Source organism: Sphingomonas sp. 22176, from assembly GCF_052045505.1.
In the GTDB taxonomy this organism is placed as follows: domain Bacteria; phylum Pseudomonadota; class Alphaproteobacteria; order Sphingomonadales; family Sphingomonadaceae; genus Sphingomonas.
In genome coordinates this window covers 1-20461 of the sequence record NZ_JBQEPL010000016.1, presented here as the reverse complement: position 1 = coordinate 20461, position 20461 = coordinate 1, and the positions used below count along the sequence as shown (strand labels likewise).

The 20461-nt window shown below is 64.6% G+C and carries 16 protein-coding genes; 7 read left to right on the top strand and 9 right to left on the bottom strand.

Going from position 1 to position 20461, the window contains the following annotated elements; all coding sequences use genetic code 11:
• Together ACTJKY_RS21600 and ACTJKY_RS21595 are read right to left on the bottom strand one after the other, a co-directional pair.
• Window positions 1–741 (bottom strand): IS30 family transposase (locus tag ACTJKY_RS21600; protein ID WP_440848123.1); only part of this gene is annotated, 741 nt, incomplete at its 3' end.
• Between the two features lie 796 nt (window positions 742–1537).
• Complete coding sequence (locus tag ACTJKY_RS21595) at window positions 1538–1705, bottom strand: type IV toxin-antitoxin system AbiEi family antitoxin domain-containing protein (protein ID WP_121079918.1); 168 nt, start codon at window positions 1703–1705, stop codon at window positions 1538–1540.
• Between the two features lie 284 nt (window positions 1706–1989).
• Here ACTJKY_RS21595 and ACTJKY_RS21590 point away from each other — a divergent pair, with 284 nt between their 5' ends.
• The 3 genes from ACTJKY_RS21590 to ACTJKY_RS21580 are packed head-to-tail and all read left to right on the top strand — an operon-like array spanning window position 1990 to window position 5881.
• Complete coding sequence (locus ACTJKY_RS21590) at window positions 1990–4506, top strand: TonB-dependent receptor (protein WP_121079920.1); 2517 nt, start codon at window positions 1990–1992, stop codon at window positions 4504–4506.
• Window positions 4506–5204 (top strand): tetratricopeptide repeat protein, encoded by a 699-nt coding sequence (locus ACTJKY_RS21585; protein ID WP_121079922.1) that lies wholly within the window; start codon window positions 4506–4508, stop codon window positions 5202–5204. Before ACTJKY_RS21590 ends, ACTJKY_RS21585 begins: the two co-directional genes overlap by 1 nt.
• Window positions 5198–5881, top strand: a complete 684-nt coding sequence (locus ACTJKY_RS21580) for a Fe2+-dependent dioxygenase (RefSeq protein ID WP_121079924.1) — start codon at window positions 5198–5200, stop codon at window positions 5879–5881. Before ACTJKY_RS21585 ends, ACTJKY_RS21580 begins: the two co-directional genes overlap by 7 nt.
• A gap of 378 nt (window positions 5882–6259) precedes the next feature.
• Here the strand turns inward: ACTJKY_RS21580 and ACTJKY_RS21575 are convergent, their stop codons facing one another.
• From ACTJKY_RS21575 to ACTJKY_RS21555, 5 genes are all read right to left on the bottom strand, one after another.
• Window positions 6260–8818: a TonB-dependent receptor gene (locus ACTJKY_RS21575; RefSeq protein WP_440848122.1), complete on the bottom strand. Its 2559-nt coding sequence runs from the start codon at window positions 8816–8818 to the stop codon at window positions 6260–6262.
• Between the two features lie 189 nt (window positions 8819–9007).
• Complete coding sequence (locus tag ACTJKY_RS21570; RefSeq protein WP_121079928.1) at window positions 9008–9712, bottom strand: phosphatase PAP2 family protein; 705 nt, start codon at window positions 9710–9712, stop codon at window positions 9008–9010.
• Complete coding sequence (locus ACTJKY_RS21565) at window positions 9709–10710, bottom strand: YncE family protein (RefSeq protein ID WP_121079973.1); 1002 nt, start codon at window positions 10708–10710, stop codon at window positions 9709–9711. Before ACTJKY_RS21565 ends, ACTJKY_RS21570 begins: the two co-directional genes overlap by 4 nt.
• Before the next feature lie 55 nt (window positions 10711–10765).
• Window positions 10766–12103, bottom strand: coding sequence for an ATP-binding protein (locus tag ACTJKY_RS21560; protein WP_440848121.1), 1338 nt, complete (start codon window positions 12101–12103; stop codon window positions 10766–10768).
• 46 nt (window positions 12104–12149) lie between these two features.
• Complete coding sequence (locus tag ACTJKY_RS21555; RefSeq protein ID WP_121079932.1) at window positions 12150–12827, bottom strand: winged helix-turn-helix domain-containing protein; 678 nt, start codon at window positions 12825–12827, stop codon at window positions 12150–12152.
• A gap of 149 nt (window positions 12828–12976) precedes the next feature.
• Between ACTJKY_RS21555 and ACTJKY_RS21550 the strand changes: the two genes are divergently transcribed.
• The 4 genes from ACTJKY_RS21550 (at window position 12977) to ACTJKY_RS21535 (ending at window position 18822) form a co-directional block, all read left to right on the top strand.
• Window positions 12977–13294 (top strand): PepSY domain-containing protein, encoded by a 318-nt coding sequence (locus ACTJKY_RS21550; RefSeq protein ID WP_354278571.1) that lies wholly within the window; start codon window positions 12977–12979, stop codon window positions 13292–13294.
• Window positions 13295–13421: 127 nt separating this feature from the next.
• The gene (locus tag ACTJKY_RS21545) at window positions 13422–14738 is read left to right on the top strand and encodes a TolC family protein (protein WP_440848120.1); all 1317 of its coding nucleotides are present in this window, start codon (window positions 13422–13424) and stop codon (window positions 14736–14738) included.
• Window positions 14739–14767: 29 nt separating this feature from the next.
• A complete protein-coding gene (locus ACTJKY_RS21540) occupies window positions 14768–15766 on the top strand; it encodes an efflux RND transporter periplasmic adaptor subunit (RefSeq protein ID WP_440848119.1) in 999 nt (332 codons plus the stop codon).
• Window positions 15766–18822, top strand: a complete 3057-nt coding sequence (locus tag ACTJKY_RS21535; RefSeq protein ID WP_121079934.1) for an efflux RND transporter permease subunit — start codon at window positions 15766–15768, stop codon at window positions 18820–18822. Before ACTJKY_RS21540 ends, ACTJKY_RS21535 begins: the two co-directional genes overlap by 1 nt.
• A 23-nt stretch (window positions 18823–18845) precedes the next feature.
• Here ACTJKY_RS21535 and ACTJKY_RS21530 read toward each other — a convergent pair whose 3' ends face one another.
• Window positions 18846–19922 (bottom strand): sulfite exporter TauE/SafE family protein, encoded by a 1077-nt coding sequence (locus ACTJKY_RS21530; protein WP_121079630.1) that lies wholly within the window; start codon window positions 19920–19922, stop codon window positions 18846–18848.
• A gap of 275 nt (window positions 19923–20197) precedes the next feature.
• Window positions 20198–20461: transposase (locus ACTJKY_RS21525; protein WP_440848118.1), on the bottom strand; the 264-nt coding region annotated here is incomplete at its 5' end.

Below are 20461 nucleotides of genomic sequence, written 5' to 3'. Positions count from 1 at the left end.
CGCGAACTCGGTGCCGCGATCGAACGTGATGGAGCGCCGGAGGGGAGGGGGAAGGGAGCGAAGACGTCGCTCGATGCCGGTTATCACCTCGGTCGAGTGCTTGCTCGGGTTTGGGCACAGGATCGTGAAGCGGCTGCGCCGCTCGACGAGCGTGGTGAGGTTTGCTTTTCCGTGAACCGCGCGGAAGGCGATCAGATCGCCTTCCCAGTGACCGAAGCTGCTCCGCTCGGCGATCTCCGGCGGGCGCTGGGCAATCGTGTTCGCCTCGGGGATGCGGGCGGCGCGCGGCTTCCGCCCATAGCGCGATCGTCGCTTCTTCCTGGCCATCGGGAGCAGCTTCCACAGCCGTTGGCGCTTGCCGTCCTCACTATAGACGTACTGGTAGATCGTCTCATGGCAGACGTTCCCGGCTCCCATGCGGTGCCGACGCAGATAGCCGGCGATCTGTTCTGGAGACCAAGCGGCCTCAAGGCGGTCCAGGATATAGGCAGCCAAGGGCAAATTCCGCGAAATCTTGAGCCCTCGGCGCCGGCGAGCCGCTGCCTTGTCATTCGCAAGCGTCGGGAAGTAGCCGCGGAACATCGGCTCGTCATCCAGATGCCGGTTCCGCTTCAACTCCCGATAGATGGTCGACACGTGGCGGCCAAGCTCGGTGGCAGCCTCACGAACACTTCTGCCGGATTGCCGAAGCTGATAGAGACGTCGCCGTTCGTCCAGATCCAGATGCCGATAATGGCGCATGCTGCGAAACCCTCAAGCGGCTGGACACCGCAGATTGCCTAGGTTTTCGCACTTCGATTTGGAATGCGCCACCGATCCGAAGCGTCCGCGGTTCCACGACCCGGCTCAGTCGCCCCTCGACCGTGCCGTCGCGATCCACAGAGGGGATGTAGGACTCGTAGAAATTGGCAATGTCCTTGTCGCGGCTGTCGATTGTGAGGGCACTGTCGAGGGACGCATGAGCCGCGTCGTGGAGCCCAGGACTCTGCGGATCGGCACACGCTTCTCCTTCTAACCAGCTTAGTCGCCTGGGCCTTAAGGAGCTTTCTAAAAGAAGGCACACTGCTCCGTGGGCGCGAAGTCGGATCGAGGCAGGCTTGGTCCGTCGATCATGGGCGTCCGATAACCGGGTAAGTAAACTAACCGGGTAGGTGGACGCGCATAATAGGCCACCCTTAGGACACGCGGCGGCTGCGCGCCCGAGTCCAGCGGTTCAGAAAGTCGATCAACCTTCCGAGCAAGGACGTAAATGGACTGCCTCCGGCTGGTGAGGGCGTTGGAATCAGTTGGGCGCACGCGAATAAATCGATGAATTAGAGCACACCGACGCCGGAAGCATCTCCAAACAGAGAATATTGAGCTCAAAGCCAAAAAATATGAGCGGCACTTCATGCCTTATCAAAAAAATAATTTAGATGAAGTTTTAGTTAGAATTGTAAATGTGCATTGTTGACTGCAGATAATACTTCGGAATCTGGTTTACCTAACATGTAAGGTCGATTATTTTCTATTGATTAGGCAAGGCAAAAATGCATGGTCAGCACAGAAAAGACGAAATCTTATAATATCCATGCCGTACCCGTTTCAATATTCCTCTTTTTCTGAGTTGACTTATATGTTGACGTGAAATGCCCATGCTCTGCAGATAGCAGCTAGAGACTACACCGCGATCTTTGAGTGCATGGATAATCTCAAAAGATGTCACGGAATCGGCTCCGTATAATCGAGCTTTCCGGCGATATTAAAGGCGGCCGTGGGCTTATCCATCCTTTAAAAAGTGTCCCTAAGGTTTAATAGGCGTGCCAATTCGGGCCTGACGGCGTTTGGCGTGGAACACGCGGCGCCCAGATCCGCCGGACGGCCTGCGTCGGCGACCGCATAGCCAATCGCCGTGAGGGGCGGGTCGGGTTACTGCAAAAAGCTCGCATTAGCATTGACTCTGCTGAGGGAGAGACCGATACGGTGGCAAAACGTTAAAAGGGGTTATAGTTGTTCAAGTCCCATTCAGTTCATGGGGGGCGCGTTCCTTCCTTCCTCGCCATTGCATGTGTGGGCTTTGTCGCCACTGCGCCAGCGCAGGCTAGGTCGGACACAAAAAGCTCAGATGCTGATGACCAGGACCGGATCGTAGTCACCGGCCAAAGCGTGCGAGAACAAGCCAACCCCAAGGCTGTTGCGCCAGTCGTGAACACTCCGCGCTCGGTGGTGGTTCTCTCGGCGGAGATCATCGACCAGACTGGCTCCACTACGTTGGCTGAGGCGTTGCGCACCGTGCCGGGAATTACGTTCGGCGCGGCCGAGGGCGGTAACCCGATCGGGGATCGTCCCTTCATCCGCGGATTCGATAGCCAGGGCTCGACCTTCGTCGACGGCGTGCGCGACATCGGCGCGCAGACCCGCGAGGTGTTCGCCACCGATCGCGTCCAGATCGTCCGCGGCTCGGATTCGACTTTGGGCGGCCGCGGAAGCGCTGGCGGCTCGATCAACATCATCTCAAAGCTGCCGGTGTCTGGCAATTTTGTCTCCGCCTCGGCCAGTGTCGGCACGGCCGATTTTCGGCGCTTCACCCTCGACGTGAACGAGAAGGTCACGGACAAGATCGGGGTCCGCATCGCCGGGATGTTCCATGATCAGGATGTCGCCGGCCGCGACGCGATCTGGAACCGCCGCTGGGGCATCGCGCCATCGATCACGCTGGGCATGGGCACGAATACGCGCCTGACCGCGGCCTATTATTACTACGAGACGCACGAACTGCCCGACAGCGGCATTCCCTACAGCTACACGCTAGCCAACGCGCCGGGCACGGGCACGATCTACAGCCCGCCCGCGATGGGCGACTTCACCACCATCGGCGGCACCAAGGGGCATATCGATCGCTCCACCTTCTACGGCCTCGCCAATCGCGACTTCCGCGACACGCAGGTCCAGCAGGCGACGCTGCGTGCCGAGCATGATTTCGGCGGCATCACGCTGCGCAATACGGCACGCTACGGCTATACCAACCAGTCCTATATCTACACGCAGCCGGACGACAGCCAGGGGAATGTCTACGGCACCAGCGCCACGGCGGCGACCGGCGCCGCGGCAGCGCGCGGCGACCAGATCCAGGGCGGCTATGTGTGGCGCCGGGCCAACACCCGCTATGGCTATACCGAGACGCTGACCAACCAGACCGACCTGTACGGCACGTTCAAGACCGGCAGCATCGAGCACAGCTTCTCGACGGGCGTGGAAGTGAGCTGGGAGAAGGCGCGGCGCGGCACCTATGTGCTGGCGACCGGCTCGACGGCCAGCCCGCGGTGCAACACGAGCACGATCGCGCGCTACAACTGCACCAGCCTGTTCAACCCGAATCCCAACGATCCGTGGGTGAACTACGCCAGCGACACCTCGCCGACGCCGGCCGCAATCACCAAGGGCGCGCCGATCACCGAGACGCAGAACGACGCCAGCACCGTTGCGGTCTACGGTTTCGACTCGATCACGCTGCTGCCGCAGTTGATCCTCAACCTCGGCGCCCGCTATGATCGCTTCAAGTCGACCGTCACGCCGGGCCAGACGGCGACCGCGACCAGCACCTTCAGCCTCAGCAAGACCAACAACCTGTTCAACTGGCAGGCGGGCCTGGTGTTCAAGCCGACGTCCAACACCAGCCTTTATGCCAGCTACGCCACCGCCGCCACGCCGCCGAACAGCTTGATCGGTGAGGGCCAGGAAGGCAATGCGCTCGGCACCACCAACACCACGACCGCGCTGGCGCTGCTCGACAGCCTGAAGGTGGAAAAGACCAAGTCGTACGAGGTCGGCGCCAAGGCCAGCCTGTTCCAGGAGCAGCTCGCGCTGGGCGCGGCACTGTTCCAGACCGACACGGACAATGCCCGCGTGACCGGCCCGGACAACACGGTGGAGTTCGTGGGCAAGCGCCGGATCCGCGGCGTGGAGCTGACCTTCAACGGCAACGTCACCAAGTGGCTGAGCGTGTTCGGTGGCTACACCCATCTCGATGCAAAGATCCTCGATGGCGGCTCGACCATTCTCACGGCCGCGGCGATCACGCAGACCGTGAACGGGGTCACGACCACCATCCAGGCCGCGAAGCCCGTGCCTGTGCCCTCGGTCAACACCGGCCGCCAGGCGACGCAGACGCCGGAGGACAGCTTCACCCTGTCGGCCAACTTCAAGCCGACGCACCGCTTCAGCTTCGGCGGCGGCGCCTATTATATGAGCCGGGTGTTCGGCGGCTATCAGGACAATCGCAGCGCCACCCAGGATGCATCGGGCTTGGTGACGGTGAACCCGGCCACGAAGCTGCTGGTGCGCACCGTGCCCTCCTATTGGCGCTTCGATGCGCAGGCGGGCTACCAGCTGACCGACAAGATCCGGATCAGCGCCAACATCCAGAACCTCACCGACAAGACCTATTATACCCAGGCCTATACCTCGCATTACGCGACGATCGCGCCGGGCCGTTCGGCCTTCGCGACGCTCAACGTGAAGTTCTGATGCGGGTCGCGCTCGACGCACTGACCGCCGACGATATCACCGCCCGCCTCTCCGGTTCGCCGGAGGCGCGGGCGGCGCTGATTCGGGAAGGGGCGGAGGCCGGCGTGGCGGAAGCGCAGACGGTGTGGGGCCAGATGCTGCTCGACCAGGGCCGCAAGACCGAAGCGTTCGAATGGTTCGGCCGCGCCGCCCGCGCGGGCCATCTGATGGCGCTCAACATGCTGGGGCGCTGCTACGATCTCGGCTGGGGCACGGCCATCGACAAGGTCCGCGCCGCCGAATGCTTCCGCGTCGCCGCCGAGCGCGGGCTCGACTGGGGCATGTACAATTACGCAACCGCGCTGGCGCTCGGCGAAGGCTTGACCGAAGACAAGGCCGCAGCACTCGGCTGGTTCGAAAAGGCCGCGGCGACGGGCAATGTCAAGGCGATCAACTATGTCGGCAGCTTCCACGAGGATGGCTGGGTGGTGCCGCAGGACATGGTCAAGGCAGCTTCCTGCTATGCCCGCGCGGCCGAGGGCGGCGACTTTCGCGGCGCGTTCAACCATGCCCGCATGCTGGCGGGCGAGGGGCTGCTGGACATGGCGGCCCACTGGCTGACACGCTGCCGCGAAACCGCGACCCCGGCCTTTGTCGAAAAGGCCCGCGAGTGGCTGCGCCGCTCGCCCTGGCCCGAGCTGGAGACCCATCTTTGCTGATTTCCATTCCCGACCTGCTCAGCCTCCAAGAGGTCGCGCAAATCCGCGCCATCATCGATGCGGCGGAATGGGTCGACGGCAACGTCACCTCGGGCGCGCAATCGGCGCTCGCCAAGCGCAACGAGCAGTTGCCGGAAGGCAGCGAAGCGCACCGCCAGGCCGGCGCGATCATTCTCGACGCACTGGCGCGGTCGCCGCTGTTCGTCGCCGCCGCATTGCCGCTCAAGGTGTTTCCGCCGCTGTTCAACCGTTACGCCGGTGGGCAGGCGTTCGGGACGCATGTGGACAATGCCATCCGCATCCAGCGCGGCAGCGACTTCCGCATCCGCTCTGACCTGTCGATGACCGTATTCCTCGAGCCGCCCGAAGCCTATGACGGCGGCGAGCTGCGGATCGAGGGGCTGTTCGGAGAGCAGAGCGTCAAGCTGCCGGCGGGGCATGCGATCCTGTATCCATCGTCGAGCCTGCACCGGGTGGACCCAGTGACGCGGGGTGCTAGGACCTCCAGTTTCTTCTGGCTCCAGTCGATGGTGCAGGACGACGGCGAGCGGCGCGTGCTGTTCGATCTCGATCGCTCGATCCAGGCGCTCGCCGTGGAGGTGGGGCAGGGCCATGGCGAGGTGGTGGCGCTGACCGGCGTCTACCACAATCTGCTGCGCCGCTGGGCCGACGCTTAGAGCTCGCGATTGAGTGTCGGCTTCTGCGACTACTGCGCCTTTAGGCAGCACGGTCTAAGCCAGAGCCCCGCAAGGCTTCGAACTACAAGCTGGCGGGCAATTGCGCGCCGAAGCTCAGACATTCAACATGGCGATTTGATCACCCCAAAAGCGGACGCGAACGACTGGCCTTTAGATCCGCCCCGCCAGGGACGCAAACCAGGACTGCTGCCGTTGGCAGATTTCACGGCGAAGTTCCGCTCTCGCCCAGAGCCGACATCTAATCGTTCGCAACCGTGCACTCGGAAGAGCAATTGGGCTGCAGACTGAGCCGAGTACGCGTCGTGCCTACAACGGTCGGTTACACCAGCCTAAGGCGGGCCATTAAGGGGGCTGCATTCAATACCGAAGCCGCACACCAGCCTCAAAGCTTTGTCTATAGAATTCGCGCTGAACGGTGCGATTCGAGAATCCCTCATAGTAGCGGAGCGGGGAATTGTTGAGGTTTCGCGCGTTAAAATACACGCCCACACTTCTTGCGATCTGATACGAGGTAGTCAGGTCGAGCTGGGTGCGCTGATCTTCGAACGTGTCGAAGTCGGGGCCGCCGCCGACGCCAAAGATCGCCGCATCGACATGGCTGAGGGACAGCCGCAATTGTAGGCCGTGCGCCTCGTAAAAGGCCGCGACGTTGTAAGTAAGTGGCGAGGTGCCTGGAAGGCGGCTCGTCTCGCCGGGTCGGATTGCAAACTTGGACCAGACATAGGTGATGTTGCCAAGGATGCCGAAACCATCGAATGGTGCCGGGAGGAAGCTGAACTTCTGGCTATACTGCGCTTCAATCCCACGCGCATGCGAGTTCTTGACGTTGCTGTAGCTGGTGACGTCATACCCGGCATAGGATGTGCCGCCCGCGTCGACATAGGTCGTGTTCTGTTGCAGATTATTGATGATATAGTTGTTGAACTCCTTGTCGAAACCACCAATCGACAGGATACCCAAGTCCGCAAGATAATATTCGAGCTGCGCATCGAACGCGTTGACGGTGGTTGGCTTCAACTTCGGATTGCCGACTGATACGGCGAGGTTCCCGGTGTCGATCACCGCGCCCGACAGCAGTTGAAGGAAGCCGGGCCGGCCGATGCCGGTGGAGTAGGTTGCGCGCGCGACCACGTGCGGCGCGAGGTCGTAGCGCAGCTGTACCGTCGGAAACACATTGGTGTACCGCGACGCCCTGCTCGACGGGTTGAACGTGCTGCCGTCGGTGATCGACGTGCCGCGATAGGTGCCTTCGGTATCTTCGACACGAACCCCGGCAAGAACCCCGAGCTTGCCGAAGGTGCCGGAATATTGCGCGTAGCCGGCATAGACATTCTCGGTGTCGTCGAAGAAGCCCTGCGCATTGCGCTCCGCATTGGCAGCGCTCGTCACCTGGGTGAGCGGCGCCAGCACTGCACGGACCCGAAGGATGCTGGGCGCATAGCCGATATTGTAGGTGCCGCCGTAATAGTTCGTGTATGGACCGCCACCGAGAACGGCGTTCAGGGACGTGGCCGGTACGCCCACATAGCTGCGATTGTCGGGCTGGTCGATCTTGTCGCGGAAGCGCAGCTTGCCGCCGACCTGGAACTTGCCATCCCCCCCAAGCAGCGTGGTCGGCACAGTGAGGTTGAGCAGGCCGGCATATTCGCGGTCGTGCGCCCGCTCGCTGGCATTGGTGGCGCTGGCCAAGGTGAACTGGGTCGGGTCGCTCGGGTTGAAGCCCCTCGGCGTCAGCGTCGGATAGACCAGTGACGTGTTGTCATAGGCCACGGTGAAGCTGGGTTGGCCCGATCGCTTGAAGGTCGAGTTGCGGTCATAGTCGCGGTGGTAGGTCGAGGCCGTATAGGAAAGCTGGTAATCGACGATTACCGGCCCAAGGTCGTTGCGGCCGCCCGCCGCAGCAATGAAGTTCAGATGGGTTTCCTGCTCGTCCCGCAGCGTTACCCGCGCATCAACGCCTGTCGCCGTGATGGTGCTGCGGCTGGTTGTGGTCGTGTCGCCGAGCCCACGATATTGCAGGATCGAGCGATGCACCGACTCGGTGTAGCCGACATTATTGACGCGCACATAGTAACGGCTCTGGGCATCGGGGTTCCAGTCCATTTCCCCACCGAAGCCGAACCGCCGTCGGTTATAGGTATAGCGACGCAGATCCAGCGTATCGAGCACCCGGTCTCCCGGCGTACCCGGCTGCACGGCATCGAGCAGGCCGGGCTCGACATCGTCGAAGCCGCGCTTGTCGGTGTGGAAAGATCCGGTCAGGACGATCGCGAACCGCCGCTCGGGGCCGAAGGCCGTGCCCACCGCTGCCTCGCCGACGAAGACGTCCGCGCTTTTGTGCGCATTCTGATAGCCGCCTCCGATCGTTCCTTCGAAGAACGACTTTGTCAGTCCTACGGCAGTACGCGGGGTCAGTTCGACCGAACCGCCCAGGCCTTCGGCCTCCTGGTCCGGCAACCCCGTCTTGCGGACGACGAGCCGATCCACCGCGCCGATCGGCACGGTATCAAGCTCGACCGCACGGCCGCCACCGCCGAAATAGGTGCCGCCCGGCTGGGTGTTGAGCAAGGTGACACCGCCGAAGGTGGTGCCGTTCAGATTGCCGTCGATCCCGCGAATGTTCACGAACCGGCCCTCGCCGGTGTCGATCGCAAGGCTGACGCCCGGAACGCGGCCGAGCGCCTCCGCAGCGTTGAAATCGGGATATTTGACGATGTCTTCCGCCGCCTGAACGTTGATCAGATTCGGTGCTGCGCGTTCCTCGGCGCGCGCAGTCTCCGCGGCGCGCTTGCCAGTAACGACAATGTCGCGACTGTCCGCCTGCGGCTGCGAGCCCGGCGTCGTCTGCGCGTGAGCAGGCAAATGAGCGAGCGAGATCATCGCCGTCGACAGAAGCGACAACGTCCGATTCTTCATGTTGGCAATCCCCAATATGTTCTCGCACCGGCCTTTTCGAAGCGGTTGGGCGGTGCTGCGAACAGGGACTGGGTGAGCGCCGAATGTTACAACAATGGGACTTTCAGACTTGTTTTGCGTAGGTTGGGAAGAATCAATCTTGGACCAACGAGGACCGCGTAACGGGCGAGCAACTCCCTCAAGGCGAGGCTATCGCTGATCCGTGGCTGCTGCCGGCCGGTTGAGGAGCCACCAGGCGATTGCCCACCAGAGCAGCGCCCAGACTGCGCCGGTGATCCACCCCATGGCGACATCGGTGGGCCAATGGACACCGAGATATACCCGCGAGACGCCGATCGCTGCGGTCAGCGCTACCGCACAGGCGATCGTGTAGATGCGCAGCCGGGCCGTTGGCACCACACGCATCAACAGGCCAGCCAACGTCAGATACACCACCGCCGAGTCCATAGCGTGGCCGCTTGGCAAGCTCGCCGATCCGAAGCTGGTCAGGTGCGGGACGACGTCGGGACGCGGTCTATTGAACAGATGTTTCAGGATAGTCGCGACCCCGCCGCCGCTACCCGTTGCCGCGAGGAGCAATAGAGCGAGGTTTCGTTCGCGAGCAAGCAGAAGAAAGCCGAAGATCATGGCGACGACGATTGTCAGAATGTCGTTGCTGCCCAGCGCCGTGATGCTCTGCATCAAGGTCAGCAAACCGGTCTTCCACGGCGCGTCGCCATCAGTCGCTCGGCGCAGGTGTAGGAGTAACGCCCGGTCGAAGGCGAGCGTGTCTCCCTCCAATATCTCGGCGCCTATATACAGAACGGCAAGAAGCGTCAGTCCCGTAATCGCAAACGCCAGCAGGACGACCACTTCGGGTCGCCTGCTTGCGAAGGCGCGCAGCTTGTCGATCACGTCCGCTTGACGACGAGGATGCGGAACGATCCGGGGACCATCGCAGGACGAGCTCCAGGCGCCGCGGGTCCACCGAAATCTGCAGTCGGCAGATAGATCGTTCCGGTCTTGGGATCGAGGGCGCCGGTTCGTGCTCCGACCGCCGTCTTTACCGTTCCGACATGCGTGACCTTTGGTCCGGCCAGGGACAGGATATCGAGAACGCCGTCCTTCCCGCAGGGGATGAAGGCCAAGCCGCGCGCGTCGTCCAGAAGGACGGCATCCGGACCGGCTCCAATGGCAACCAAGCCCGCAAGCTGCCGCTTGTGCACGTCGACGATCGCGGCCTTGCCGTTGGCGCACGCGGCGATCAGGCGATCATGCCCCTTGTCATAGGCGAGGCCAGTCGGGCCGCTGCAGCCGGGAAGGGCAATCGGCTTGCCGGTCGAACCATGGGCGACATCCACGACGTCTACTTCGTTGGCATCCTCGTTGTTCACGAACAGCGTTCCGTCGGCTCCCAAGGCCGCATATTCTAGCCCAGGCTTCACCGGGATGGTCTTGGTCACGTTCGCCGACGCCAGATCGATCACCGACACGGTGCCGCTTTCGGCGTTCATGATGAAGGCGCGCGTCTTGTCGGCATTCAGGATCGCGGCATCCGGCTTCTTGCCGACCGGAATGCGCGCGGTTTCGCTACCCGAAGCGAGGTCGATCAGCCGCACCGTGCCGTCGGTCCCGCTCGTCACCAGCAGTTTGCCGCCGGGCAGCGGAACCGCGGCGTGCCCGCGCTGCACCGCGCCGAGCGAGGAAACGGCGCCGGTGGCCAGATCAACGACCGTGACGCTGGTGCCCCGCGCGACATAGAGATGCGCGCCGTCCGCATCGGCGCGCGCATAGTCCCAGGGCCCATCCGGGCCAGCGATGGATTGGGCAACCGTGTATGTAGGCGCGGAGGTGGTGGCGACGGTCAGCGGCAAAGCAGCAGCGAGCAGCAGGAGGAGGCGTGAGCGGCGCATGGCGGTCTCCAGGATGTGTTCATCCCTTTTGGCGCCGTGGCTGCCCCAGGTCACGTTACCGATTGCCAACCTGTTCGGGCGGCGAACCGATGGCCAGCGCGGGAAAGGTCAAGCGGACGAGCAGCCCAGGCGCGTTGTCGAGCAGTTCCAGGCGCACGTGATGTAGCGAGGCAATCGCGGCAGCCATCGACATCCCCAGGCCGGAGCCCGGCAAGTTGCGGCTGCGATCCAGTCGATAGAAGCGCGTCAGAACATTGGCCCGCTCCTCTGCTGGGATACCGGGCCCGTCGTCTCCGATCGTCACCACAACGCTGCCTTCGATCAGTCCAATCTCGCTGCGGATGCGGCTGCCGGCGGGTGTGTGCCGGATCGCATTGTCGATCAGATTGGTCATCATCTGCGCCAGCAGGCCTTGGTCGCCCTCCACCAGCAGATCCGGTGCATGCTGCGCGATGAGCAGCTTGCCTTCGTCTTCGGCAACGGGCTGAAGCGCTGCGACGATCTGGTTCAGTAGTTCGCTAAGGTCGACCGACGCAAAATATTGGCGACCATCGCCCCCTTCGAGCGTGCCGATCCGCAGCAGCGCCCTGAAAATGCCCAGAATCTCGTCGGTCTGCGTGATCGCATGTTCGATGCTCGTTTCGTAATGCGCCGGACTACCCGCTTCGAGTGCAGCCTCGAGCTGTTGCCGCAGCCGGGTCAACGGGGTCCGAAGATCATGTGCGATGTCGGTGGTGACCTGGCGCAGGCCGTTGATCAATGTGCCGATCCGATCGAGCATCGCGTTCAGGTTGATCGACAGCGCGTCGAATTCGCGGCTGATACCGATCCGCGGAAGACGTTCCGCAACGTCGCCGGCCATCACGCGGGCGATCGCAGCGTTGACGCGATCCAGCCGCCGCATGAAGAGCCCGCCGATCAGATAGCCGCCGATCAGCGCGAAGAGCGTGATCGTCAGGCCCGCAGCGATCGTGAATTGATCGAGGCTGGCGCGCAGCTCTTCGATGTCATAGGTGTCGGTGGCGACGACGAGCGTTCCGCCTTGCGGCAGTGCGACGCCCAAGGTCTTGAGAGTTTCCAGATGCGCACTTGGCTCCTGCGGGTCGTCGCGCAACGTGACATGCCCCCAGCCGAGACCGGTCGATCGCGTACCGAGGTCGTCGACCAGCAGCTTTCCGCCGATGTCGATCACCTGATAGCGATAGGCTTCCTCGCCGCCCGCGCGACGGTGCAGCGCGATCGCGCGGAGCAGGCCGGCCCGCCCGCCCTCGCGATCCTCGGCTTGCAGAATCGCGGCTTCGCTCTTCAGGCCACCGTCCGTCGCGACCGTCGCATACTGCGAAATGGAGCGCTCGACGACGAAGAGAAGCAGCGCCGCGCTGACCGCAAACATTATCGCCAGCAGGAAGGCGAAGCGGAAGGCGCCGCTCCGGAAGCCGTTAAGCAGGGGCATCGATTCGATAGCCGGAGCCGCGGATCGTGCGGATGAGTTCCTGGTCGAAGCCGCGATCCACCTTCGCGCGAAGGCGGCTCATGTGGCTCTCGATAATGTTGGTCTGAGGTTCGAAATGGAAGTGCCAGACATTCTCCAACAGCATCGAGCGCGTCACGATTTCGCCCGCGTGCCGCATCAGATATTCGAGAAGCTTGAACTCCTGGGCCTGTAGCTGAATGGGCCGGCCACCGCGCCGCACGCTGCGTTTGAGGAGGTCCAGTTCAAGATCGGCAACGCGCAGCACAGTTACGGTGCTGGTCTCCGGCTGCCTGCGCGAGAGCGCATGCACCCGGGCGATGAACTCGATGGTTGCGAAGGGCTTGATCAGATAGTCGTCGGCACCGGCGTTCAGCCCTTCCACCCGGTCATGCACGCCGTCCATGGCGGTCAGGAAGAGCGCGGGTGCGCGTATTCCCGCTGCGCGCAGGGCTTTCAGGACCGCCAGGCCGTCCACCCCGGGCACCATCCGGTCGAGGATCAGCACCGCGTGCTCGTTACTCGATCCCAGAAAGATCGCATCGCGGCCATTGTCGCATACATCGACCACGAACCCAGCTTCGCCCAACGCGCGCTCCAGATGGGCCCGCGTCGCTTCGTCATCTTCGAGCAGCAGCAGTTTCACGGCGCAAGACTACTCCCGGTTGCACCGCGGGTCACTAGCCGCAGGGCGGACCTCGCGCGCAAGTTGGGAATAATCAATCTTCAGGTCATCTCCGGCGCAGGGCGGCTGGTCTAGGAGGGGCAGTCCCGCACTTTCAGGAGCATGCACCGATGAAGCGCAGTCTTGCCAGCCTCGCCATGATGACCGCCCTGGCGGTGATCACGCCCGCAATCGCCGGCGGCGCCGGCAAGCTGCACGGAGCCAAATACCTGCCGCTCGCGCGCATCCCGCTCGCCAAGGCACGCGCAGCGGCGCTCAAGGCGCGCCCCGGGACGATCACGGATCAGGAGCTGGAAAAGGAAAAAGGCGGCAGCGGCCTTCGCTATTCATTCGACGTGCGGCGGCACAGCAAGACCTATGAGGTTGGCATCGACGCAAAAACGGGCAAGATACTCGAGAATCGAGCGGAAGGCCCCCACCCGGACTGACCGGATCTTGCACGATCGAACAAGTGGCGCCTGCTTGTTCTGGAGGACGGTTTCCTTGCGCCAGTCGGAATTCATGAGCGACAGATCACCATTTCTACGGAGCCGGGCCATCCGCATCGCTGCGGCGTTGGCGGTCGATTTCGTCGCCGGATGTAGCCATTACACGCCGCTTCCGCTGGCGGCCGCGCCTCCCTTGGCCGCCGACCTGCACGCGCTGCAGCGGCGCGATGCGGGCCTCCCCCCCGAACCTCTTTCCGTTGCACGGGTCGTCGACCTTGCACTGGCGAACAATCCTGACCTGAAGGCGGCGCGACGCAGGCGGGCAGTGGCCGCGGGGCAAACCCGACAGGCCGGCATCTTGCCCAATCCCCAGCTCACCGGCGCTTTCCTGCCGCTGCTGTCCGGGGTGGGATCGGTGCCCGCCTGGAACATAGGGCTTGCGCAGGATGTGCGGGCGCTCGTCACCTATCGGTCACGCCGTCGCGCCGCTACCGACAGCGAAGCCCAGGTCGCCGCCGATATCGTCTGGCAGGAATGGCAGGTTGCCGGACAAGCGCGCCAGATCGCAACCGATCTGATCGTCAACGCCAACAGCCGAGCGAGCTATGTCGGGGCGTATCGGCTGCTGGCGGCGCGGAACGCGAAGCTCGAGCAGGCGCTCGCCGCCGGCAACGTGACACTGGTGACGGTCGCCCCCGATCGGGTGGCGCTGCAGGCCGCCCGCAGCGCGCTGAACGCGCTCGACCAGCGCCAGCTGGCGCTGACGCACCAGCTCGACGCGCTGCTGGGCCTTGCACCCGATGTCGTAGTCCCGCTCGCAACACGGGCGGACCTGCCGCCCTTCGATCCGGCTGCGATCCGGGCAGGGCTGGCCAGCCTGCCAAAGCGACGCCCGGACCTGATCGCCCTGCAGATGGGCTATGCCGCAGCCGACGAACAGCTGCGCCAGGCGATCCTCTCCCAATTCCCCGATCTGGTGCTCGGCACCAGCGTCAACAGCGACAATTCCAGGGTCGTCAATGGCGGACCCAATCTGGCCGTGGGCCTCCCGATTTTCGACCGCAACCAGGGCAATGTCGCGATCGCACGCGCCACCCGGCTGCAGCTCCATGAAGAATATGGCACCCGTCTCGCTGCCGCCGTCGGCACCGTGGAAGCCATGCTGCGCGAGATGGAGCAGCTGTCGGCGCAGCTCGCCGCCGCGCGGGCGGATCTTCCGGCGGCACAGCGCGCCGCGACCCGTGCGGAGGCGGCCTTCGGCGCGTCCAATCTCGACGAACGCGGCTATGTCGACCTCGTCTCGAACCGCTTCATCAAGGAACAGGACATCATGACGCTCGAGTTGGCGCTGCTCGATCGACAGATCGCCATCCAGACGCTGGTCGGCGACGGCCTCCCCGCCGTCACCCTGCCGGCGGCCGATGCGGACGCGATGCCGCGATGAGGCGGTTGCTCTGCCTTGCGGCCGCGTCGATGCTGGCCGGCTGCAGCACGGGCGCGGCGCCCGAGGCATCCTCCACGGCGACGCCGAGCGTGCTGGTTTCCACCATACTGCCCCGCCAGGGCGCATTGCCCCAGACCGTTACCGCCTATGGCGCGGTCGCGCCGGCGGTGACCGGCACCCAGACCTTCAGCGAGGCACAGCCGGGCCAAGTCACGCGGCTGCTCGTCGCCGCGGGCGCGGCAGTGCGCCAAGGCCAGGCGCTGGCGGTGTTCGCCACCGCGCCGTCCGCGCGCAGCAGCTACCTTCAAGCGGTCGACGCGGTCGCCGCGGCCAGCAAGCAGCGGGCGACCACCGCACAGCTGCTGTCGCAGCAGCTCGCGACCCGCGACCAGTTGGTGCAGGCGGAGAAGGCGGTTTCGGACGCCGAGACCGCGCTTGCCGCCTTGCGCAGCGAGGGCGCGGGGAGTGCATCCCACACGCTCACCGCCCCCTTCGACGGCGTGGTCACCAGCGTCACCGCGGCACAGGGGGATCGCATCCAGCCGGGCGCCGCGATCCTGACCGTCGCCAAGGCGGGCAGCATCGTCGTCAGCGCCGGCGTCGATCCTGCCGAGCGCGGCAGGCTGGCGGTTGGCCAATCCGCATCGCTGACGCGGCTTTCCGGGGGCGCCCCGCTGTCGGGGCGGGTAATCCGCGTGAACAGCGCGCTCAACCCCAAGACGCGCCTGATCGATGTGGACATCGCCTTTCCCGCGGGCACGCTGCTCGCCGGGGAGGGCATGCAGGTGGCCATCGCCACCGGGCAGGTGCAAGGCTGGGTGGTGCCGCATCGCGCGGTGGTGACCGCCGGCGGGCCTGCCCATGTCTTTCAGGTGGATGGCGCGAAGGCGAAATCGGTGCCCGTCGCGATCGCGCTGGCGTCCGACACGGGCGACGTGGTCACCGGAGCGCTGGATCCGCACCGCCGGCTGATCGTCGACGGCGCCTATCAGGTCGGCGACGGCGATGCCGTGCGGTGGGCGCACTGATGCTCGAACGGCTGCTGCGCGAACAATCGCGCGCGTTCGTCCTTATCGCGGTCGCCGTGGCGCTGGCCGGACTGGTCGCGGCTTGGTCCTTGCCGATTGGCCTGTTCCCGCAGGTTTCCTTCCCCCGCGTCGTCGTCGATCTGGATGCGGGCAGCCGTCCGGCCGATCAGACCGCACTGACCGTCACCCGCCCCGTCGAGGAGGCGATCCGTGCCATCCCCGGCGTGCAGGACGTGCGCTCGGCGACGAGTCGGGGCGCCGCGCAGATCTCGATCGATTTCGGCTGGGGCCGCGACATGATCGCGAGCACGCTGCTCGTCGACTCCGCAGTGGCGCGCGCGCTCCCGGCGCTGCCGCAGGGCACGCAATATACCGTCCGGCGCATGGACCCGACGGTCTTCCCGATCATCTCCTATGCGCTCGTCTCCAGCTCGGCCAACCCGGTCGCGCTCCAGGATCTTGCCAAATACCAGATCACGCCGCTGCTCTCTGCGATCCCCGGGCTCGCGCGCGTTGGCGTGCAGGGTGGCGATACGGCGGAGGTGCAGGTTCTTGCCGATCCGCACCGGCTGGCCGACCACAATCTGTCGATGGCCGATGTCGCCGCGGCGATCCGCAACGGCAACGTGCTCAGTGCCGTCGGCCAAGTGCAGGATCGCGGGCGCCTGTCGCTGGTCATCGCCGATCGCAGCATGGCGAGCGCCGCGCAGATCGGCGCGATCGTCGTCAGCGCCGACCCGCAAGGGGTTGTGCGCATGCGTGATGTCGCCACCGTTCAGGACGGCGCGGTGCCGGTGTGGCAACGCATCGTCGAGGACGGCAAGCCGGCGGTCCTGTTCAACATCTACGAACAGCCCGACGGGAATGCGGTCCAGATCGCCCAGGCCGTGCAGCAGCGGCTTGCCGGCCTCAAGCTGCCGCCTGGCGTCCAGCTGGTCTGCTGGTACGACCAGAGCGAGCTGGTCACCCAATCGGTGGCAAATGTGCGCGATGCCGTGTTGATCGGGCTGGTTCTCGCCGCGCTGGTGCTGCTGTGGTTTCTGCGCAGCTGGCGGGTGACGCTGGTCGCCGTGATCGTCGTGCCGGCGACGCTGGCCGCCACCGTGCTGGTGTTGCGCATCCTGGGCATGAGCTTCAACATCATGACCCTGGGCGGGATCGCCGCCGCGGTGGGGCTGCTGATCGACGACGTGATCGTGATGGTCGAGCATATCGCCCGCCGCGCCGCTGCGCCGGGGGAGGACGGCCAGCCGCTCGGCGACGCCGCCGTTCTGCCGGCGGCGCGCGAGTTCATGGCGCCGCTCACCGGCTCCAGCCTGGCGACGCTGATTGTGTTCATCCCGCTCTCGTTCCTCAGCGGAGTGACGGGCGCGTTTTCGCAGGCGCTGTCGTTGACGATGGCGGCGGCGCTGGCGATTTCCTGGGCGATGACCGCCTTCGTGGTACCGGTCCTGGTCCGCTGGCTGGTCGATTTCCGGCGCTGGCACGATCCCGGCGAGCCGGGCCAAGGCAGGATCGCGCGCGTGCACGATCGCGCGCTGGGCGCGCTTGCGGCACGTCCCTGGCTGCTCGCCGTCGTCGCGGTGCCGCTGCTGATCCTCGGCTATGTCGGCTATGCCAATGTCCCCAGCGGCTTCATGCCCAAGGTGGACGAAGGCGGCTTCGTCATGGATTACTACACCGCGCCCGGCACCTCGCTCGACGAAACGAGCCGCCAGGTCGGCCAGATCGATGCGATGCTGCGCGCCAACCCGGACGTCCTGACCTTTTCGCGACGTCTCGGCACCGGGCTGGGCGGCGACCTCGGGCAAAGCTATCACGGCGACTATTTCGTCCGGCTCAAGCCGACGCATTCGGCGCCTACGGAAGAGATCGCAGCGGCGGTGGCCGATCAGGTTACTGCCAAGGTGCCGGGCGTGCAGGTCGAGGTCGCCCAGCTGATCGAGGATCTGATCGGCGACCTGACCGCCGTGCCCCAGCCGATCGAAGTCAAGCTCTACGCCGCCGATCCGTCGGTGCTGCAGGGAGAGGCGCGCAAGGTCGCTGCCCGCATCGCCAAGATCGACGGCGTGGTCGAGATCAAGGACGGCGTGCAGCTCGCCGGGGACGCGCTCAATGTCCATATCGATCCGGTGCGCGCCGGCCTCGAGGGGGTGACGCCCGCCGAGGTGGAGAACCAGCTCAACACGGCGCTTAGCGGCACTGTGGCCACGACGCTCGCGGGGGCGACCAAGGCGGTCGACGTGCGTGTGCGGCTACCCGACGCGCTGACGATGAGCGAAACCGGCCTGGCGCAGCTGCCGATCCGGGCGCCGGATGGCCATATGTTTTCCTTGTCGCGCGTCGCGACCGTCCAGTCGGTTACAGGGCAACCCCAGATCAGCCGCGAGAATCTGGAGCCGATGGTGGCGGTGACCGGGCGCATCCAGGGGCGCGGCATCGGTGCGGCGGTGGGCGACGTGAAGGCGGCCCTCGATGCGCCGGGCATGCTCGAGCCCGGCGTGCGCTACGAGTTGGGTGGGCTCTACCAGCAACAGCAGATCGCTTTTGCGGGCCTGGTCAAGGTCTTCGGGGCGGCGCTGGTCGCCGAGTTCGCGCTGCTGCTGGTCCTCTATCGCCGCATCTGGCTGCCGGTGATCATCATCGGCTGTTCCCTGCTCTCGACCACCGCGGTGTTCACCGCGCTGTGGGTCGCGGGCGTCGACCTCAACATCACCGCGCTGATGGGCATGACGATGATCATCGGCATCGGCACCGAGATGGCGATCTTCTATGTCTCGGAATTCGAGGAACTGGCGAAGACGATGCCGCCCGCCGATGCCGCGCGCGAGGCCAGTCGTAACCGCCTGCGCCCGATCACGATGACGACGCTGGCCGCGATCCTGACGCTGCTGCCGCTGGCGCTCGCGATCGGCCAGGGCTCGGGTATCCAGCAGCCGCTGGCGATCGCCATCATCTCCGGGCTGCTGCTGCAATATCCGCTCGTCCTGCTGGCGATGCCGGTACTCGTCCGCTTCGGCTTGTCGCGCAGGGACGTTGCCGGCGCAGAGGGATAATCGAGATTGCCCGCCGCCAGCGATCAACCATCCGGGACCAGCAGCGACAAGGCGCGGTGGCGCGGTGTTCCTCCGGGCGTCACCTCCGCCTTGTGGAGCATATCGTCATGCCGCCAGTAGATTTCATAGTAATGCCCATCGCCGTGCACCTCTTCGATCAGGACGATCGTACCCGCGGCTTCGATGCCCGGGAGAACCGCAGAGACGGGTGCCGGCAATTCCGAGCGCGCGATGGCGCGCTCCACGACCAGACCGCCATGCTCCTCGCGCTCGAGCGAAATGCGGGGGACACCGCCCCAATATAGCTGGATCTCGTGCTCATCCCCCGGCGCGACGTACGAAACCCAGGCGCGATGGACCGCCATGATCTGGCTGCCGGACAGGCTGAACATCGCAATGCCCGATGCGACCATTGCGAGCAGCCCTGCACGGCGAAAGATGCTCTCGCGCATCAGCGAGAGAAGATGCCGGGCGGCGAACGATGCGGCGACCGCGGCGACAGCGACCAGGGCGCCGGCAATCAGCGCGGATCGCGGCAGCAGCCCAAACGCCGTGTAGAGCCCAATTTTCAGAATATGCAGCAGCACTTCGTTGGTCGCGCGGGTCGCGACGATCTCCTCCTTGTCGAGCCCCATGCGATAATAGGCGCGGTTGAACACCACGCCGACGGCACCGGTGAAGCCGGACAGGAGCCCCGCCGCAGCCCCGAGCAATGGGAGCCGGCCGAGCGACAGCGGGCGCTCCGTTCCCGCCGGGGACGGCCGGCGAAACAGCGCGGGGAGGTTCAGGAGCAGGAAGCAACCCAGCAGAAACTCGACATAGACGGGCTCGAAGCGGGTCAGCAGCCACGCGCCCAAAGCTGCTGCAGGGATTGCGGTCGGGACGAAACGCCGCACGACGTCCCAGCGGATCCGTCTCCAGAACAACCAAATGCGAGATAGTGAACTCGCCGCGGTACCGATCGACAGGGCGCCGGGGATAGATGCCACTGGAAGGATCAGCCTGAGGAGCGGCACAAGGACGAGGCCTGCCCCACCGCCAGCCACGGCACTGACGACGAATGCGAGGAAGGCGCTGATGACAACGAGCGCTACGATCATACCGTCTGGTAGCCTGTCAACTCCGCGGCGCCCATGGCTGTGCATGTTATGTTTTGTTGCGGGCTTTATTCAAATCACGGGGTGGCCTCGCTGGATCTGTAAGGAAAGCAAGAGTTGTCAGGATAGGACGGTGCGAACGCCGGTTGCCGGTTGACGGCCAACATAAACCCCGCGTCGCTAACGGCCGCTTACGGGCTAAGCTGCCATTGTCGGCAACCTCCCGGAACGGCGTATTTTGGGCGGGAGCCGCCTGTCCGCTCTTCGTCGCGTTCCGGTCATGGATCCACCGGAACCGATAGCAAGGGAGCGTCCAGCTGCTGGCTCAAGACCTCCTGCGGGGTTTGATAGCCAAGGCACTTCCGAGGCGTGTTGTTCAGCCGATCGACCATGCCTTGCAGCTGCCGGTCAGATACCGCGGCAATGTCGGTATCGAAGGGCAGAAACCGCCGGATGCGACCATTGGTGTTCTCGACGCTGCCCTTCTGCCAGGGTGCTGACGGCTTGCAGAAATAGGACACGATGTTCAGCGCGCTCTCGAG

What these genes read in the sequence shown, in the direction of transcription:
- ACTJKY_RS21585 (WP_121079922.1), top strand. Translation starts at nt 4,506, where the DNA reads ATGCGGGTCGCGCTCGACGCACTGACCGCCGACGATATCACCGCCCGC.
- ACTJKY_RS21575 (WP_440848122.1), bottom strand. Translation starts at nt 8,818, where the DNA reads ATGAAGAATCGGACGTTGTCGCTTCTGTCGACGGCGATGATCTCGCTC.
- ACTJKY_RS21565 (WP_121079973.1), bottom strand. Translation starts at nt 10,710, where the DNA reads ATGCGCCGCTCACGCCTCCTCCTGCTGCTCGCTGCTGCTTTGCCGCTG.
- ACTJKY_RS21560 (WP_440848121.1), bottom strand. Translation starts at nt 12,103, where the DNA reads ATGTTTGCGGTCAGCGCGGCGCTGCTTCTCTTCGTCGTCGAGCGCTCC.
- ACTJKY_RS21550 (WP_354278571.1), top strand. Translation starts at nt 12,977, where the DNA reads ATGAAGCGCAGTCTTGCCAGCCTCGCCATGATGACCGCCCTGGCGGTG.
- ACTJKY_RS21540 (WP_440848119.1), top strand. Translation starts at nt 14,768, where the DNA reads ATGCTGGCCGGCTGCAGCACGGGCGCGGCGCCCGAGGCATCCTCCACG.
- ACTJKY_RS21535 (WP_121079934.1), top strand. Translation starts at nt 15,766, where the DNA reads ATGCTCGAACGGCTGCTGCGCGAACAATCGCGCGCGTTCGTCCTTATC.
- ACTJKY_RS21530 (WP_121079630.1), bottom strand. Translation starts at nt 19,922, where the DNA reads ATGATCGTAGCGCTCGTTGTCATCAGCGCCTTCCTCGCATTCGTCGTC.